The sequence below is a fragment of the Sphingobium terrigena genome, from assembly GCF_003591655.1.
Taxonomy (GTDB): domain Bacteria; phylum Pseudomonadota; class Alphaproteobacteria; order Sphingomonadales; family Sphingomonadaceae; genus Sphingobium; species Sphingobium terrigena.
Genome location: NZ_QVRA01000008.1, coordinates 135,434 through 150,479, shown reverse-complemented (window position 1 = coordinate 150,479; position 15,046 = coordinate 135,434). Strand labels below are relative to the sequence as shown.

Sequence of the window (15,046 nt, the reverse complement as noted above, 5' to 3'; positions counted from 1 at the left end):
CAACATCCGTTCGGTTCGAGCGAAGTCGAGAACCCTGGCGCGACCGTTTCTCGACTTCGCTCGAAACGAACGGAGGGTGGTGATTTTACCCCAGATGCGTGGCGCGCCAGTCGGCCTTGGCGCTCCATGTCTCGGTGGAGCCGCGCACGGTACAGCCCTTCTCGCCAGCCTGCACTTCGCCGATGCGGTGGACGGTTTCGCCCGCCGCTTCCAGCGCGGTGGTGACGCCCGCGACATGGCCTTCATCGACGCTAAGCACCATGCCGATGCCGCAGTTGAAGGTGCGCGCCATTTCGCCCGGTTCGATATGACCCTGCGCCTGGAGGAAGGCCATCAGGCGCGGCTGATCCCACGCGTCGGCATCGACCATCGCATGGCAGCCGTCGGGCAGGACGCGGGGGATGTTTTCCAGCAGGCCGCCGCCGGTGATGTGAGCCAGCGCATTGATCATGCCCGCGCGCACCAGCGGCAACAGGCTTTTCACATAGATTTTGGTGGGCGCCATCAGCGCGTCGATCAGCAGCATGTCCTGATCGAAAATGGCGGGACGGTCGAGCTTCCAGCCCTTGTCCGCGGCGAGGCGGCGGACCAGCGAGAAACCGTTGGAGTGAACGCCTGAGGAAGCGAGGCCCAGCAGCACGTCGCCGACCTTGACGCGATTGCCGGTCAGCGCCTTGTGCCGTTCGACCGCGCCGACACAGAAGCCCGCCAGATCATAGTCGCCCGGCCCATACATGCCGGGCATTTCAGCGGTTTCTCCGCCGATCAGCGCGCAACCGGCGATGCGGCAACCCTCGGCGATCCCGGCGATCACCCGCTCGGCGACACCGCTCTCCAGCTTGCCGGTGGCATAATAGTCGAGGAAGAAGAGCGGTTCGGCCCCCTGCACGATCAGGTCGTTGGCGCACATGGCGACCAGGTCGATACCCACGCCGTCATGGCGGTTATGGTCGATGGCCAGCTTCAGCTTTGTTCCGACGCCGTCATTAGCCGCGACCAGCAACGGATCGTCATAGCCAGCGGCCTTCAAGTCGAAAAAACCGCCAAAGCCGCCCAGTTCGGCGTCGGCGCCGGGGCGACGGGTCGCCTTGGCGAGCGGCGCGATGACGCGCACAAGGGCGTTGCCGGCGGCGATATCGACGCCAGCCTTGGCGTAGCTGTAGGATTCGTTCTCACTCATGGGGGAGCGCCCTAGAGCAAAGGTGCGCAAAACGGAAGGGCAAGCCCCGAACGACAAACTTGGGGTTGGCGCTTGGCAGATGGGGCAAATCTCGCCAAAAGGCGCTCGTGAGCCTGAGCCAGACCCTGAATCGCCTGCCGTTCCAGTCCGGCGCCATCCTGCGCGCCGTGTCGCGCCCGGTCCAGATCCTTCTCGCCATCGCGATCGGCCTGGTTGCCGCGGCGCTGTTTGCGCAGATGGAGGGAGAGCGGGGCGTGCCGCCGATCGCCAGTGGCGGGGATTTCGAGGTGCGCGGGGTCAAGGTCGATGTCGTGGCCAAGGATGCCGACAGCGCCCGCTATGCCGGGTGGCGGATGGCGCAGCGGCAGGCGTGGCGGATGCTGTGGACGCGCACTCATGGCGGCGGCGGTGCGCCTGCCCTGTCCGATTCGCAGATCGAGGCGATGGTGTCGGGCATCGAGATTGAATATGAACAGTCCGGCGCGACCCGTTATGTCGCGACGCTCGGCATCCTGTTCGACCGGGCGCGCACCGGGCAGTTGCTGGGCGTGTCGGGCAATGTCATGCGGTCGCCGCCCTTGCTGGTGATCCCGGTGCTGTGGGATGGCGGCTCTGCGGTGTCCTATGAACGCACCAATGAATGGCAGAAGGCCTGGGCGCGCTATCGCACCGGCGACAGCGCGATCGACTATGTGCGCGTCGCGGGATCGGTGGCTGACCCCATATTGCTGAACGCCGGACAGACCGGGCGGCGCGGCCGGCTGTGGTGGCGGGTGCTGCTCGACCAATATGGTGCGGCCGACGTGGTGATCCCAATCGCGCGGCTCGACCGGGCCTATCCCGGCGGGCCGGTGACCGGCACCTTCACCGCGCGCTACGGCCCGGACAACAGTCTGATCGGCAGCGTGACGCTGCGCGCGTCTAACGCCAGCGGCATCGCGCAGATGCTGGACGAAGGCGCGCGGCGAATTGACGAGCTGTATATTCGCGCGCTCAATGACGGCCGCCTGCGGCCCGACCCGTCGCTGATCATCGAAGAGCCGGTCGATCCCGACGCGCTGGCGATCGAAAATGCGGCGGATGCGGTGGTAGAGACGGTCGATCTGCCGACCGTGAGCAGCGGCGGCACGAGCTTTGCGATCCAGTTCGACACGCCCGATGTCGGGTCCATCGGGGCTGGCGAATCGGCGGTGCGTGCGATCCCCGGCGTGCGATCGGCATCGACCAGCAGCCTGGCGCTGGGCGGCACGTCGGTGATGCAAGTCAGTTTTGACGGCACGGTCGATATGCTGCGCAACGGCCTGCAGGCGCGCGGCTATAATGTCGCTGTGTCGGGCACGACCCTGCGCATCACGCGCAGGCAGGCGCCGCAGCCCACGCCCCCATCGCAGCAATGAGCCAGATCAGCCTGCCTTTCGACTGGCATGGCGCGGCCAGTAGCGGGGATTTTCTGGTCAGCGACGCCAATGCCCAGGCCGTCGCCCATCTGGAACGCTGGCGCGACTGGCCGCTGTCGGTGAGTGTGTTGACCGGACCGCCGCTGTCGGGCCGATCGACGCTGGCACGCCATTTCGCGCAGATGAGCGGCGGCAGTGTGATCGACGATGCGCAGGGAGGCGACGAACATGCGTTGTTCCATGCCTGGAACGAGGCGCAGACCAGCCATCGCCCGCTGCTGATGATCGGCCATGCGCCGCCAGCCAGCTGGACCGTGGCGCTGCCTGACCTGCGATCACGGCTGGCCGCCGTGCCGCATGTTGCCATCGCAGAGCCGGACGAGGAGCTGGCCCGCGCGCTGATCGAACGGCAGCTGGGCGCGGCGGGCGCGCGCTATGCCGCCGACCTGCCCGACTGGCTTCTCCGCCGGATCGAGCGCAGCTATGGCGCAATTGCGGCGGTGACGCGGCTGCTCGATCGGGCGGCGCTGTCATCTGGCCGTAAGATTTCCGTCGCAATGGCAAAAGACTGCCTGCAAGGCGCTGGCTTTCTGCCTATAGCAGCATCCAACCCTTCCCTCGATCCGTGCGAGTGACCCCAGTGGCCGAAGCCGATCCCGCGACCAGCCTGACCCTGCCCATGGGGCGTTATTTCAACCGCGAACTGTCCTGGCTGGCGTTCAACCAGCGCGTGCTGGAAGAGGCGATGAACCGCGCCCATCCGTTGCTGGAGCGGCTGCGTTTCCTCTCGATTTCCGGGGCCAATCTGGACGAATTCTTCTCCGTCCGGGTGGCGGGCCTCAAAGGCCAGCAATTGCAGGATGTCGACATGTGTTCCGCCGACGGGCTGACCGCCGGGCAGCAATTGACCGCCATTGCGGCGGAAACAGACCGGCTGATGCTGGCGCAGCAGAAGGTGTGGGGCATCGTCCATGGCGAGCTGGCGCAGGTGGGGATCGAGGTGGTTGGTCCCACCAGCCCGATCGACCCGCTGGGCGAAGCCTGGCTGCGCGACCATTTCCTCAATCAGATTTTCCCGATCCTGACGCCCCAGGCGCTCGATCCCGCGCATCCCTTCCCCTTCATCCCCAATGAAGGCCTGTCGATCGTGTTCGACCTGCAACGCCTGTCGGACAAGCAGCCGATCCGCGAGCTGGTGATGATCCCCGCCTCGCTGGCCCGCTTTGTCCGTATTCCCGGCGAACCGGCGCGCTATATGGCGCTGGAGGCCGTGATCCGGCGTTTTTCGGGGGACCTCTTCCCCGGTTATATGGTGCGCAACAGCGGCGTGTTCCGCATCATCCGCGACAGCGATATCGAGATTGAAGAAGAGGCCGAGGATCTGGTCCGCCACTATCGCAGCGCGATCAAGCGCCGCCGCCGGGGCCGCGTCATCCGCATGGAGATAGAGGAGCGCATCCCCGAACCGGTCGAGGAGATGTTGCAGGACATGCTCCAGGGCCATGAAGCGGTGGTGGTCGAGGTGGAGGGGTTCATCGGCATCGGCGACCTGTCCGGCATCGTGGACGAGGACCGCCCTGACCTGAAGTTCGAGCCTTATGTCCCGCGCTTTCCCGAACGTATCCGTGAATATGGCGGCGATTGTTTCGCCGCGATCCGGGCCAAGGATATTGTCGTCCATCACCCCTATGAGGCGTTTGACGTCGTCGTCGCCTTCCTAAAGCAGGCGGCGGTCGATCCCGATGTCGTGGCGATCAAGCAGACGCTCTATCGCGCGGGCAAGCAGTCGGCGATCATCCGCGCGCTGATCGACGCGGCGGAGGCTGGCAAGTCGGTGACTGCCGTGGTCGAGCTGAAGGCGCGGTTTGACGAAGAACAGAATCTGATGTGGGCCGACGCGCTGGAACGCGCAGGCGTGCAGGTCGTCTATGGCTTTATCGACTGGAAAACCCACGCGAAAGTGTCGATGGTCATCCGGCGCGAGGGCGACCAGTTCCGCAGCTACTGCCATTTTGGCACCGGCAATTATCACCCGGTCACCGCCCGCATCTATACCGATCTCAGCTTCTTCACTGCCGATCCGGCCTATAGCCGCGATGCGGCGGCGCTGTTCAACTACATCACCGGCTATGTGGAACCGCAGGGGCTGGAAAAGCTGGTCATGTCGCCGCGCAGCCTGCGCGATCATCTGTGCGCGATGGTAGACAAGGAAATCGACCATGTCCGCGCCGGTCGCCCCGGCACCATCTGGGCCAAGATGAACAGCCTGGTCGATCCGGCGTTGATCGAGAAACTCTATGCCGCCAGCAATGCGGGTGTGCAGATCGACCTGATCGTGCGGGGCATCTGCTGCCTGCGGCCGGGCGTGCCGGGCATGTCGGAGAATATCCGGGTCAAATCGGTGGTCGGCCGCTTTCTGGAACATAGCCGCATCACCGTGTTCGGCAATGGCAAGGCGCTGCCGAACAATGGCGCGAAAGTCTATATCAGCTCGGCCGACTGGATGCCGCGCAACTTCGACCGGCGGGTCGAATTTCTGGCGCCGATCGAGAATCCGACCGTGCATGACCAGATATTGGACCAGGTGATGGTCGCCAATCTGATCGACAGCGAACAAAGCTGGACGCTCGACAGCACGGGCCATTACACCAGGCTCGATCCGGGCGACAAGCCGTTCAACCTCCACCGTTATTTCATGACCAACCCTTCGCTGTCCGGGCGCGGCGCGGCGCTGGACAATGAAGCGGTGCCGACATTGCGCCTGCGCGGGCGGACCTGACCCTTATGAATTCGATGCTCAGCCGGGTCCGCGATGTTGCGCATAATATGGCGACATCGCCCCAGCCGACGACCGGTCGCACCGCGATCATCGACATCGGCTCCAACAGCGTGCGTCTGGTGGTTTATGACGGGCCGCGCCGTATTCCGTTCATCCTGTTCAACGAAAAGGTGATGGCCGGGCTGGGCGCGGCGCTGGCGCGGACCGGGCGGATCGAGCCGGAGGCGATGGAGCGGGGCCTGCGCGCCGTCGAGCGCTTTGCCCATCTGTGCCGGCAGATGAAGGTTGCCGACATACGCTGTGTCGCGACGGCGGCAGTGCGGGACGCGACCAACGGACCGGAATTCATTGCCCGTGCCGCCGCCATGGGCCTGACCGTGGAATTGCTGTCGGGTCGGCAGGAAGCGGTCGGCGCGGCGATGGGCGTGCTGTCGGGCATCCCCCACGCCGACGGCATCGTCGGCGATCTGGGCGGTGGCAGCCTGGAACTGGCGCGGATCAGGGACGGGCAGGTGCATGAGACCATATCCCTGCCGCTGGGCGTGCTGCGCTTGCCGCAGATCCGCGCCAAGGGGCCAAGGCTGCTGGAACGGCAGGTGACCAAGATGCTGGTCAAGGCAGGCTGGCGGCAGGAGCCTGACCTGCCCTTCTACATGGTCGGCGGGTCGTGGCGGGCGCTGGCGCGGTTCGACATGCAGCTGACCCAGTTTCCGCTGCCGGTGGTGCATCAATATGAGATGCCTGCCACCCGCGCCGAACAGCTGATCCGCATCGTATCCCATGTCGATCGGGCGCGGCTGAAAGATATTCCGGGCATGAGCGGATCGCGCGTGCCGACGCTGACCGATGCAGCGGCCTTGCTGTCGGTGGTGGTGCGCCAGTTGCGGTCGAGTCGCCTCGTCGTGTCGGCCTATGGCCTGCGCGAAGGATTGCTGTTCGAAGGATTGCCGCCGGAGATTCGTGGCGATGATCCGCTGCTGGTCGCGGCCGAGGCGGAGGGGGAGGCGCAGTCGCGCTTTCGCGGCCATGGCGACCGGATCGAGCGCTGGATCGCGCCTTTGTTCGCCGATGATGCCCCCGCCGCCCGCCGCATCCGCCGCGCCGCCTGCCTGCTGGCCGATGTCGGCTGGCGCGCCAATCCCGATTTCCGGGCCGAACGCGGGATGGAAATTGCGCTGCACAGCAATTGGGTGGGCATCACCGCGGCGGAGCGGGCGATGCTGGGGCAGGCGCTGTTCAGCCATTTCGGCGGTGGCACGGCGATGGCGCCGGGGCTGGAACGGCTCGCCAGTCCCGATGCGCTGCGCCGGGCGATGCTCTGGGGGCTGGCGATCCGGCTCGCCCAACGCCTGTCGGGCGGGGTCGAACGGCCGCTGACCCATACGCGGCTGGCGTTGCGAGACGGGCTGCTCCTGCTGGAACTCGACAGCGACGATGTGGCGCTGGGCGGCGAAGTGGTGGAACGGCGTCTGCGCCATCTGGCGCAGACGCTGGGGGTGAAATATCGGCTGGTGCGGTCTGAAGGGTAGGGGAGTAAGGCGACGGGTCCGACATCCCAACCCGCCGTCATCCCGGACTTGATCCGGGATCCATTATAGCTGACTTTGATCATGCTCCTTCACCGTTGAGCCAATGGATGCCGGGTCAAGCCCGGCATGACGGCAAAGGGCGAGGGGCTGGTTGCAGGATTTGCCCATCCCGCACCGCCCACCTTCCCCTGCCGCGCAATCTTGGCTAAGCCCCGGCGATGACATCTTCTCCCGCGCCGCTCAGCCGATCGCTTTTCGGCTTTTCGATCTTTTATGGCGGCATGGTCTGCATCGCAGGCGTGCTGGGCAACAAGCAGGTGACGCTGGGACCGGTGTCGGCGATCGGGCCTGCATTGGGGCTGGGTCCGCTGGCGGTGGAGGCGGGGATTTTCGCCTTCCTGCTGCTGGTGACGATTTCCAGCGCGGTGGCCGAACTCCATGGCCGCGCGGTTGCCAACCGGCTGGTGCAGATCGGCTTCCTGCCTCTGATCGCGTCGATACTGCTGTCGGTTCTGGTCCTGGCCGCGCCCGCTGCCGGGGATATGGACCCGGCCCGCGCCCAAGCCTTTGCGATGATGATGGGCGGCACGCCGCGCATCTGGGCGGGCGGGATCATTGCCTATGGCGTGTCGCAGACGCTGAACGTCACCCTGTTCGCGATGCTCAAGGGGCGCGAGGGCAGCCGCCTGCTGTGGCTGCGTGCGGCGGTGGCCAGCATATTGTCGCAGATCGCCGACACATTGCTGTTCGTGACCATCGCCTTTTACGGCGTCTTTCCGATCGGCGAATTGCTGCTGGGGCAGATGCTGGCCAAGGTCGTGCTGTCCGCGCTGCTGGTGCCGCCGGTCATCTATCTGCTGGTCGGGCTGGGGCGGTGGCTGGATCGCCCCTAGCCCGAAGCTGGAGTGCTGCACCCTGTCCGGCAGGGTGGCAACGCACTTCAGATCCGGGCCATTGGGATCGGACGATTATTTCGCCATGCGGTTGGCCTGATCAATCAGTTCCTTGCTCGGCTGCAACTCGGGTGCCTTGAGCTGGCCGATTGCCATCACCGGTTGCAACATCGGCTTTTCCCCGCCTATCGAGCGCAGATTCATGCCGTTGAAACGCCAGCTCAGCATGGGCGTCTGGCACTCGATTGCGCGCAGCCGCCACCGGTCATGGTTGCGTTCAAACAGATAGAAGGAAAAGGCCATCATGTAGCGGCGACCATCGGGCACCATGTGAAAGCTGGGCGGTGCTGTCCAGCCGGGTGCCTGATCGTGAAACTCATTATTGTCATGCCATGTCGTGGAATTGGTCCACCATGCGCTGATAAAGACGGGTGCTCTGACGGTCGTTCCGGCCGAGAAATCAGCTATCGTCGGTGGCCAGTTATTCCAGGCCGGATGCGTCGAATAGTTGACTGCAATGTTCGACGGCGTGTCCGTGCGCATTTCCGCCGCCATGACGACGGCCTGCGCGGTCCAGCCCGGCACCGCCAGGGCGCTGGCGGCATAGGGGGCCCATAGCGTCATCTGCGTGTTGAATGTCGGATTGGGCGTATAGTTCAGCCCATAATGCTGGCCTGAATTTTCGCCGGGAAGCTGGTGATAGGCAAAGCTGGATCCCAGATAAATCTTGTTGCCGATGACGGGCGGGCAGCAATCGGGCCGGACCGGGCCATCGGGACCTTTTGGTCGTTGCATGGGCATGGCCATGGCCCTGGCCGGTCCATTGGCCGACTCGGTCGCCTCGCATGTCTCGCACTCCCGCTTCTGCTGCGCGGAAAGGGGCGGTGCACTCAATACGGAACCCATAATAATCAACGAATTTAATGCTGTCGATCGATAAAAATATGGCATGTCTCTCTCCCGTCATTCATCTTTCTCCGACCCGTCACGGGACATCCACCGTCATCATTATTCCGTCAGGAAAAATATGGATGCATATGAAGGAGGCCGGGTATTTTTATATTAACCGATAACAAGGCGAAGATATGGAAATTCATTTCACAAAAACGACGTTTTTGCGTGAATCTTCATGCACAAATCTTATAGTAATTTTAATAGATACGATAGCGCAATTGTTCGGGGACGACCTGATCCCGCCAGGGGCGGAGCGGCGCGCCAAAACTTGCGATAGCGGTCCATTGGCCCTATGCGCCCGCGCATGACCAGTTCGCATGATCCCGTCCCGGCGCTGCTCGCCAAGGCTGAAACCCTCGTTGAGGCGCTGCCCTATATGCAGCGCTATGCGGGCAAGACCTTCGTGGTGAAATATGGCGGCCATGCGATGGGCGACCCGGAAGCGGCACGCGATTTCGCCGAGGATGTCGTGCTGATGAAGGCGGTCGGCATCAATGTCGTGGTCGTCCATGGCGGGGGGCCGCAGATCGGCGCGATGCTGAAAAAGCTGGGCGTCGAGTCGGAATTTATCGGTGGCCTGCGCGTGACCGACGCGGAAACCGCCAAGATCGCCGAAATGGTGCTGGCGGGGTCGATCAACAAGGAAATCGTCGGCTGGATCGCCGGGGCTGGCGGCCGGGCGGTGGGCATTTCGGGCAAGGATGGCAACCTCATCATCTGCGAGAAGGTGCTGGGCAAGCGCGAGGCGGACCCCAATTCGGGGATCGAGCGCAATGTCGATCTGGGCTTTGTCGGCGATCCGGTGAAGGTCGACCGGCGCATCCTCGACACGCTGACGCAGGATGGCATCATTCCCGTGGTCGCGCCGGTGGGGATCGGCGCGGACGGCCATACCTACAACGTCAATGCCGACACGATGGCAGGCGCGATCGCCGCGGAACTGGGTGCGTCGCGCTTCTTCCTGCTGACCGATGTGCCGGGCGTTCTGGACAAGGACAAGAATCTGCTGACCGATCTTGATCCCGCCGCGATCGAGGTGCTGCAACAGGATGGCACGATCAGCGGCGGCATGATCCCGAAGCTGGAAACCTGCGTCAAGGCGGTCGAGGGCGGGGTGGACGCCGCCGTCATCCTGGACGGGCGGGTGCCGCACGCGATGCTGCTGGAGATTTTCACCAGGCGCGGCGCGGGTACGTTGATCCGCAAATAGAGCATATATGGCCCGTAAACATTCCAAACATGGTCGCCATGATGACGTGCATCTGGACGAGGAAGAGGCTCCGGCGGTGGTGCCGCCGTGCTGGCTGTGCGGCCGACCCACGGGCGAGACGATCATCTGGCATCATCCTGTGCCAAAGAGCCGGGGCGGGCGCGATGTCGTGCCGATGCATCCCATCTGCCAGCAGATGCTGATCAAGAATTTCACCAATTCGCAATTGCAGCGTCACGGCATGGATGCCACCGGCCTGCTGGCTGACCCCGCCGTGCGCAAATTTGTCGACTGGGTCGCGAACAAGGCGCCCGATTTCACCGCGACCATGACCAAGAAGCAGCGCTGAGCGTTCGTCTTGTTCGCCCCCTGACGCTGGCGGAATAATGACGAATTTCGCAATGATTCCCCATTTGGAGAGTTGACCCATGTCGCTGACCCAATTGCTCGTCCCAACCTATGTGCAGATGCTCAATCGTCTGTCCGCCTGGCTGGAGAAGGCGCAGGGTTCAAGCACGGATGCCGATGCGCTGCTGTCCGCGCGTCTGGCGCCCGATATGTTCCCCCTGTCGACGCAGATCCGCTTTGCCTGCGTACAGGCGCGGGAAGCGGTATATCGGCTAAAGGGGGAGGATTTCCCGACCTCACTCGGCGGGCTGCTCGACGAAGGGCGCAATGGGGCGGAGCATCCTGGTTCGATCGCGGATGCCAAGGGCCGGATCGCGCAGACCGTGGCGTTGCTGGAGGCGATTGGTCTCGATGCGCTGGATGCTGCTGCTGGCACGATGATCGCCCATGCGCTGCCCAACGGGATGATATTGGACCTGACGGCAGAGCAATATGCGCGGGACTGGAGCCTGTCCCAATTTTATTTCCACCTGATGACCGCCTATGCGATCCTGCGGGCCAATGGCATCGAATTGGGGAAGGCGGACTATGTCGCGCACATGTTCCCCCATATCCGGCCGGGGACGATGCCGACGGGCTGATCGGGGGTCAGGCTCTGACCTGGCTTTCTGCTGTCTGCCCGCTCGGCGCAAGCAGCCATTGCATGGCTTCCGGTTCGGTGTCGAAACAGGCCAGTTCGTCGCGGTTGAGGATGCGTCGCGCCTGTATCCAGGCCAGCGAACTGCCCGTGACTACGGCGAGCTTGCGGCTTTTGATGTCGCCTTCGCCCAGCACCTGCTGAAAGGCCGCGACAGCTTCCTGCGATTGCAGGCTGCAACCGGAAATGTCGCACAGCACGATATGCTGGTTGCGTGCGCAGCCAAGCCGGGCGATGACCGGATAGCGCGCCGCGCCGAATGCCCGGATCGTTTCGATGTCGAAAAAGCCCGTCAGGGTCATGCGGATCAGGTCATGGGCCGGTTCGGCCTCAATTGTGTAGCTGCCTCTCATCCGCACACCATGCAGGAAAAAGCTTTCCGAAAGCTTGCGGCGATGCTTGTCCCCCGGCCATCGGACGGGGTAGAGAGAGGCAACGCTTTTCGGAGACCTCATGGCCTACGCGCTTTATCAGATCATCGTCATCCTGCTCGACGTACTGTGGTGGATCATCATCATTCAGGCGGTGATGAGCTGGCTGATCGCTTTCAACATCGTCAATATGGGCAGCGATTTCGTCCGCACCGTCATGACCGCGCTCGACCGGATGACCGCGCCCATCTATAATCCCATCCGCAAGATCATGCCCGATCTAGGCGCGCTGGACCTGACGCCGATGGTCGTGTTGCTGGCGATCCTGATCATCCGTCAGGCGGTATTGCCCCCGTTATTCGGGCTGGTGTGACCGTCTGGGTTCAGGCGGGCGACGACCTGATCCTGGCTGTCCGGTTGACGCCGGGTGCGGCCAAGGAGATGGTCGGCGGCGTCTGGACCGATGAGAAGGGCGCACAATGGCTGTCCGCGCGGGTGCGGGCCGTGCCGGAAAAAGGGCGGGCCAATGATGCGCTTGTCGCCCTGCTCGGCCAATATCTTGGATTGCCCAAGGGGGCGATTTCGCTGGAATCGGGGGACAGCAACCGGCTAAAGCGGCTGCGCATCCGGGGTGGCGCACAGCCGCGCCTGATCAGCATCATCGAACAACAGGTTGACGTGACATGACCATCGGCAAGATCATCGACGGCAAGGCTTTTGCAGCAGGGCTGCGCGACAAGGTGGCAGGCGGCGTTGCCGCTTTCGCCGCGCAGGCGGGACGCAAGCCGGGGTTGGCGGTGGTGCTGGTGGGCGAGGACCCGGCGAGCGCGGTCTATGTCCGCAACAAGGGCAAGATGACGGTCGCGACCGGCATGGAAAGCTATGAGTTCAAGCGCCCGGCCAGCATCGGTGCGGACGATCTGCTCGACCTGATCGAGGAGCTGAACCATGACGAGCGGGTCGATGGCATATTGGTCCAGCTGCCACTGCCCGCCCATATCGATGAAAGCGCCGTTCTGGCCGCGATCGACCCGGCCAAGGATGTTGACGGCTTCCATGTCGTCAATGCGGGCAAACTGGCGACGGGGCAGGAGGCGCTGGTCCCCTGCACGCCGCTAGGCTGCATCATGTTGCTGAAGGACGAACTGGGCGACCTTACTGGTCTGGAAGCCGTGGTGGTGGGCCGGTCCAACATCGTCGGCAAGCCGATGGCGCAGCTGCTGCTGGCGGAAAGCTGCACCGTGACGATCGCCCATAGCCGCACGCGCGACATTGCCAGCATCGTCCATCGCGCCGACATCGTCGTTGCCGCCGTGGGGCGCGCCGAAATGGTCAAGGGCGAATGGATCAAGCCGGGCGCGACGGTGATCGACGTCGGCATCAACCGGGTGGCGGATACCGAAGATGGCAAGAGCCGGATCGTGGGCGACGTCGCCACCGCCGAGGCGCTGGCCCATGTCCGCGCGATTACCCCGGTGCCCGGCGGGGTCGGGCCGATGACGATCGCGGTGCTGCTGCGCAATACGCTGGTCGCGGCCCATGCCCGCGCGGGGCTGGCCAAGCCTGACGGGCTGTGAGGGTGCGCTCGACGCTGCTGGTGCCGCTGCTGATTGTGGCTGCGGCGGCATTGGTCGCCGCCAAACCGCCGCTGCGTTTCCAGCCTGATCCCAGCTCCGTCATCGCTGCCGAAATCGCGTTCAGCCGGTTGGCGCAGGAAAAGGGGCAATGGACCGCCTTCCGCGCCACCGCCGCGGAGGATGCGGTGATGTTCGTGCCGCAGCGGGTGCTGGCCAAGGACTGGCTGAAAGGCCGGGCTGATCCGGTGGCACCGGTCAAATGGTCGCCGTCGATCGTCTATGTCTCGTGCGACGGCAATCTGGCCGCCAGCACCGGCAACTGGACCCGGCCGGACGGGGCAGTGGGTTATTTCACGACGATCTGGCGGCGCGACAAGAAGGGCGCGTGGAAGTGGATCGCCGACCATGGCGATACGCTGGCCAAGGCGCGCGATGTGCCGGAATTTCTGAGCGGGAAGGTGGCGACCTGCAAGCGGCCTGCGCGGCCTGACGGCCCGCCGCCTGGCAAGGACGCACCGCCGCCTCCGCCTGACGACAGCCTGCTCTGGTCGGCGCAGGTTGCGACCGATGGCAGCCGCCGTGTGACCGTGCAGATATGGAATGGCAGCGGCTATGATGATGTGATCGACGACAGGGTAGGGGCGGCATCATGATCGAATTGTTCATTTCTGCCTTCGTCACCCTGTTCGTGGTGATCGATCCGCCCGGCTGCGCGCCCATCTATGCCAGCCTGACCGGCGGGGCCAGTCCGGCGCAGCGCAAGGCGATGGCGATCCGCGCGGTCGGGATTGCCGCCGCGATCCTGCTGGTGTTCGCCCTGTGGGGCAAGCAGCTGCTGGGCGTGCTGGGGATTGCGCTCGACAGTTTCCGCATTGCGGGCGGGATCATGCTGTTCATGATCGCGATGGACATGGTGTTTGAAAAGCGCACCCAGCGGCGCGAGGACCGGGCGCAGAAGATCAGCGCCGAAGAGCCGCATGTCGAGGATGTGTCGGTATTCCCGATGGCGATGCCGATGATCGCCGGGCCGGGATCGATCGCCACCGTCATGCTGCTGATGTCGCGGGCGGACGGCATGGGCGAGCGGATGGTGGTGCTGGGCGCGGTCGTGGTCACGCTGCTGCTGATGCTGGGATCGCTGTTGGCGGCGGGGCCGCTGATGGCGCTGCTGGGCCACAAGATCGAGGCGGTGATTACTCGCTTGCTGGGTGTGCTGCTCGCTGCGCTGGCGGCGCAATTTGTGATCGACGGGTTGAAGGCGAGTTTTTGAGGATAGGGGGTGGGGCACGCCCCCACCCCAACCCCTCCCCTGAAGGGGAGGGGCTTTATTTATAAGTTTAACCCCGCACGTCAGCTTCGGTGACTGGCGAGATCTTGATTTCGACGCGGCGGTTGGCGGCCTTGCCTTCTTCGGTGGCGTTGGATGCGATCGGCTGGGTCTCGCCATAGCCGCGCGTGCCGATGCGGGCGGACTGGACGCCGCGACCGATCAGATAGTCGGCGACCGATCGGGCGCGCCGTTCCGACAGGGTCTGGTTATAGGCGTCCGCGCCGTCGCTGTCGGTGTGACCCAGCACGTCGATATAGGTCTTTGGATATTGCGCCAGTACCGCCGCGACATCGTTCAGCGTCGGCTGGAACTGGGGCTGCACATCGGCGCGATCATAGCCAAAGGTGATGCCCGACGGCATCCGCAGCAGCAGATTGTCGCCGTCGCGGATCACATCCACCCCGGTGCCGGCGGTTTCTTCGCGCAACTTGCGTTCCTGCGCGTCCATATAGGCACCGATGCCCGCGCCTGCGACTGCGCCAATGCCTGCGCCCAGGATCTTTTCGGTCCGGTCGTTGCGCCCACCCACCAGATCGCCGAGCAGATAGCCGCCCAGAGCGCCGCCGATGCCGCCGATCGCGGCCTTCGAAATCGAGCGCTGACCCGTGGTCGGATCAGTGGTGCAGGCGGTGGTGGCCAGCATGGCGGCCAGACCTGCGGCGCCGAGAATGCGGTGAGAAATCTTCATGATCCTGATCCCTTGTCTTTTTGCGTCCGTATGAGACGAGTAGCCCCAAAATGGTCGAACGGTGCGTTTGTTCCACAAGCGAACTGAACCGGT

At 64.2% G+C, this 15,046-nt stretch carries 17 protein-coding genes; 13 read left to right on the top strand and 4 right to left on the bottom strand.

Features of this window, described 5'->3' with window-relative positions:
* Window positions 1-85 precede the first annotated feature (85 nt).
* A complete protein-coding gene (purM, locus tag D0Z70_RS11240) occupies window positions 86-1,180 on the bottom strand; it encodes a phosphoribosylformylglycinamidine cyclo-ligase (RefSeq protein ID WP_119746357.1) in 1,095 nt (364 codons plus the stop codon).
* 107 nt (window positions 1,181-1,287) lie between these two features.
* Here purM and D0Z70_RS11235 point away from each other — a divergent pair, with 107 nt between their 5' ends.
* From D0Z70_RS11235 to D0Z70_RS11215, 5 genes are all read left to right on the top strand, one after another.
* Window positions 1,288-2,577 carry a heavy-metal-associated domain-containing protein gene (locus D0Z70_RS11235; RefSeq protein WP_182913932.1) on the top strand — a complete coding sequence of 430 codons (1,290 nt, stop codon included), beginning with the start codon at window positions 1,288-1,290 and terminating at the stop codon, window positions 2,575-2,577.
* Entirely contained in the window at window positions 2,574-3,212 is a 639-nt protein-coding gene (locus D0Z70_RS11230) for a P-loop NTPase family protein (protein WP_119746352.1), read from the top strand. The genes D0Z70_RS11235 and D0Z70_RS11230 overlap by 4 nt, the downstream gene beginning before the upstream one ends.
* A gap of 5 nt (window positions 3,213-3,217) precedes the next feature.
* Window positions 3,218-5,356 carry an RNA degradosome polyphosphate kinase gene (locus D0Z70_RS11225; RefSeq protein ID WP_119746350.1) on the top strand — a complete coding sequence of 713 codons (2,139 nt, stop codon included), beginning with the start codon at window positions 3,218-3,220 and terminating at the stop codon, window positions 5,354-5,356.
* Between the two features lie 5 nt (window positions 5,357-5,361).
* Window positions 5,362-6,885, top strand: a complete 1,524-nt coding sequence (locus D0Z70_RS11220) for a Ppx/GppA family phosphatase (protein ID WP_119746348.1) — start codon at window positions 5,362-5,364, stop codon at window positions 6,883-6,885.
* 218 nt (window positions 6,886-7,103) lie between these two features.
* A complete protein-coding gene (locus tag D0Z70_RS11215; RefSeq protein ID WP_119746346.1) occupies window positions 7,104-7,778 on the top strand; it encodes a queuosine precursor transporter in 675 nt (224 codons plus the stop codon).
* A gap of 75 nt (window positions 7,779-7,853) precedes the next feature.
* On the opposite strand, the gene D0Z70_RS11210 is transcribed toward D0Z70_RS11215, so the two are convergent.
* Complete coding sequence (locus D0Z70_RS11210) at window positions 7,854-8,573, bottom strand: hypothetical protein (RefSeq protein ID WP_147418759.1); 720 nt, start codon at window positions 8,571-8,573, stop codon at window positions 7,854-7,856.
* A gap of 451 nt (window positions 8,574-9,024) precedes the next feature.
* On the opposite strand from D0Z70_RS11210, the gene argB reads away from it, so the two are divergent.
* The 3 genes from argB to D0Z70_RS11195 all read left to right on the top strand — a co-directional run bounded on the left by argB (window position 9,025) and on the right by D0Z70_RS11195 (window position 10,931).
* Window positions 9,025-9,942, top strand: a complete 918-nt coding sequence (gene argB / locus D0Z70_RS11205) for an acetylglutamate kinase (protein ID WP_119746342.1) — start codon at window positions 9,025-9,027, stop codon at window positions 9,940-9,942.
* Between the two features lie 7 nt (window positions 9,943-9,949).
* Window positions 9,950-10,291 carry a hypothetical protein gene (locus D0Z70_RS11200; RefSeq protein ID WP_119746340.1) on the top strand — a complete coding sequence of 114 codons (342 nt, stop codon included), beginning with the start codon at window positions 9,950-9,952 and terminating at the stop codon, window positions 10,289-10,291.
* Between the two features lie 79 nt (window positions 10,292-10,370).
* Window positions 10,371-10,931: a DUF1993 domain-containing protein gene (locus D0Z70_RS11195; protein WP_119746338.1), complete on the top strand. Its 561-nt coding sequence runs from the start codon at window positions 10,371-10,373 to the stop codon at window positions 10,929-10,931.
* 7 nt (window positions 10,932-10,938) lie between these two features.
* On the opposite strand, the gene D0Z70_RS11190 is transcribed toward D0Z70_RS11195, so the two are convergent.
* Window positions 10,939-11,442 carry a hypothetical protein gene (locus D0Z70_RS11190; protein WP_147418758.1) on the bottom strand — a complete coding sequence of 168 codons (504 nt, stop codon included), beginning with the start codon at window positions 11,440-11,442 and terminating at the stop codon, window positions 10,939-10,941.
* Between D0Z70_RS11190 and D0Z70_RS11185 the strand changes: the two genes are divergently transcribed.
* Genes D0Z70_RS11185 through D0Z70_RS11165 form a run of 5 tightly spaced genes read left to right on the top strand, consistent with a single transcriptional unit; the run spans window position 11,441 to window position 14,205 of the window.
* The gene (locus D0Z70_RS11185; RefSeq protein ID WP_119746334.1) at window positions 11,441-11,731 is read left to right on the top strand and encodes a YggT family protein; all 291 of its coding nucleotides are present in this window, start codon (window positions 11,441-11,443) and stop codon (window positions 11,729-11,731) included. The two genes, D0Z70_RS11190 and D0Z70_RS11185, sit on opposite strands and share 2 nt — an antisense overlap.
* Complete coding sequence (locus D0Z70_RS11180; protein ID WP_119746332.1) at window positions 11,728-12,045, top strand: DUF167 domain-containing protein; 318 nt, start codon at window positions 11,728-11,730, stop codon at window positions 12,043-12,045. Before D0Z70_RS11185 ends, D0Z70_RS11180 begins: the two co-directional genes overlap by 4 nt.
* Complete coding sequence (gene folD, locus D0Z70_RS11175) at window positions 12,042-12,935, top strand: bifunctional methylenetetrahydrofolate dehydrogenase/methenyltetrahydrofolate cyclohydrolase FolD (RefSeq protein ID WP_119746330.1); 894 nt, start codon at window positions 12,042-12,044, stop codon at window positions 12,933-12,935. The genes D0Z70_RS11180 and folD overlap by 4 nt, the downstream gene beginning before the upstream one ends.
* A complete protein-coding gene (locus D0Z70_RS11170) occupies window positions 12,932-13,588 on the top strand; it encodes a YybH family protein (RefSeq protein ID WP_182913931.1) in 657 nt (218 codons plus the stop codon). The genes folD and D0Z70_RS11170 overlap by 4 nt, the downstream gene beginning before the upstream one ends.
* Window positions 13,585-14,205 carry a MarC family protein gene (locus tag D0Z70_RS11165; RefSeq protein ID WP_119746328.1) on the top strand — a complete coding sequence of 207 codons (621 nt, stop codon included), beginning with the start codon at window positions 13,585-13,587 and terminating at the stop codon, window positions 14,203-14,205. Before D0Z70_RS11170 ends, D0Z70_RS11165 begins: the two co-directional genes overlap by 4 nt.
* Before the next feature lie 67 nt (window positions 14,206-14,272).
* Here D0Z70_RS11165 and D0Z70_RS11160 read toward each other — a convergent pair whose 3' ends face one another.
* On the bottom strand, window positions 14,273-14,953 hold the full coding sequence (locus tag D0Z70_RS11160; RefSeq protein WP_119746326.1) for a YiaD family glycine zipper/OmpA-like lipoprotein: 681 nt from the start codon (window positions 14,951-14,953) through the stop codon (window positions 14,273-14,275).
* Window positions 14,954-15,046 lie beyond the last annotated feature (93 nt).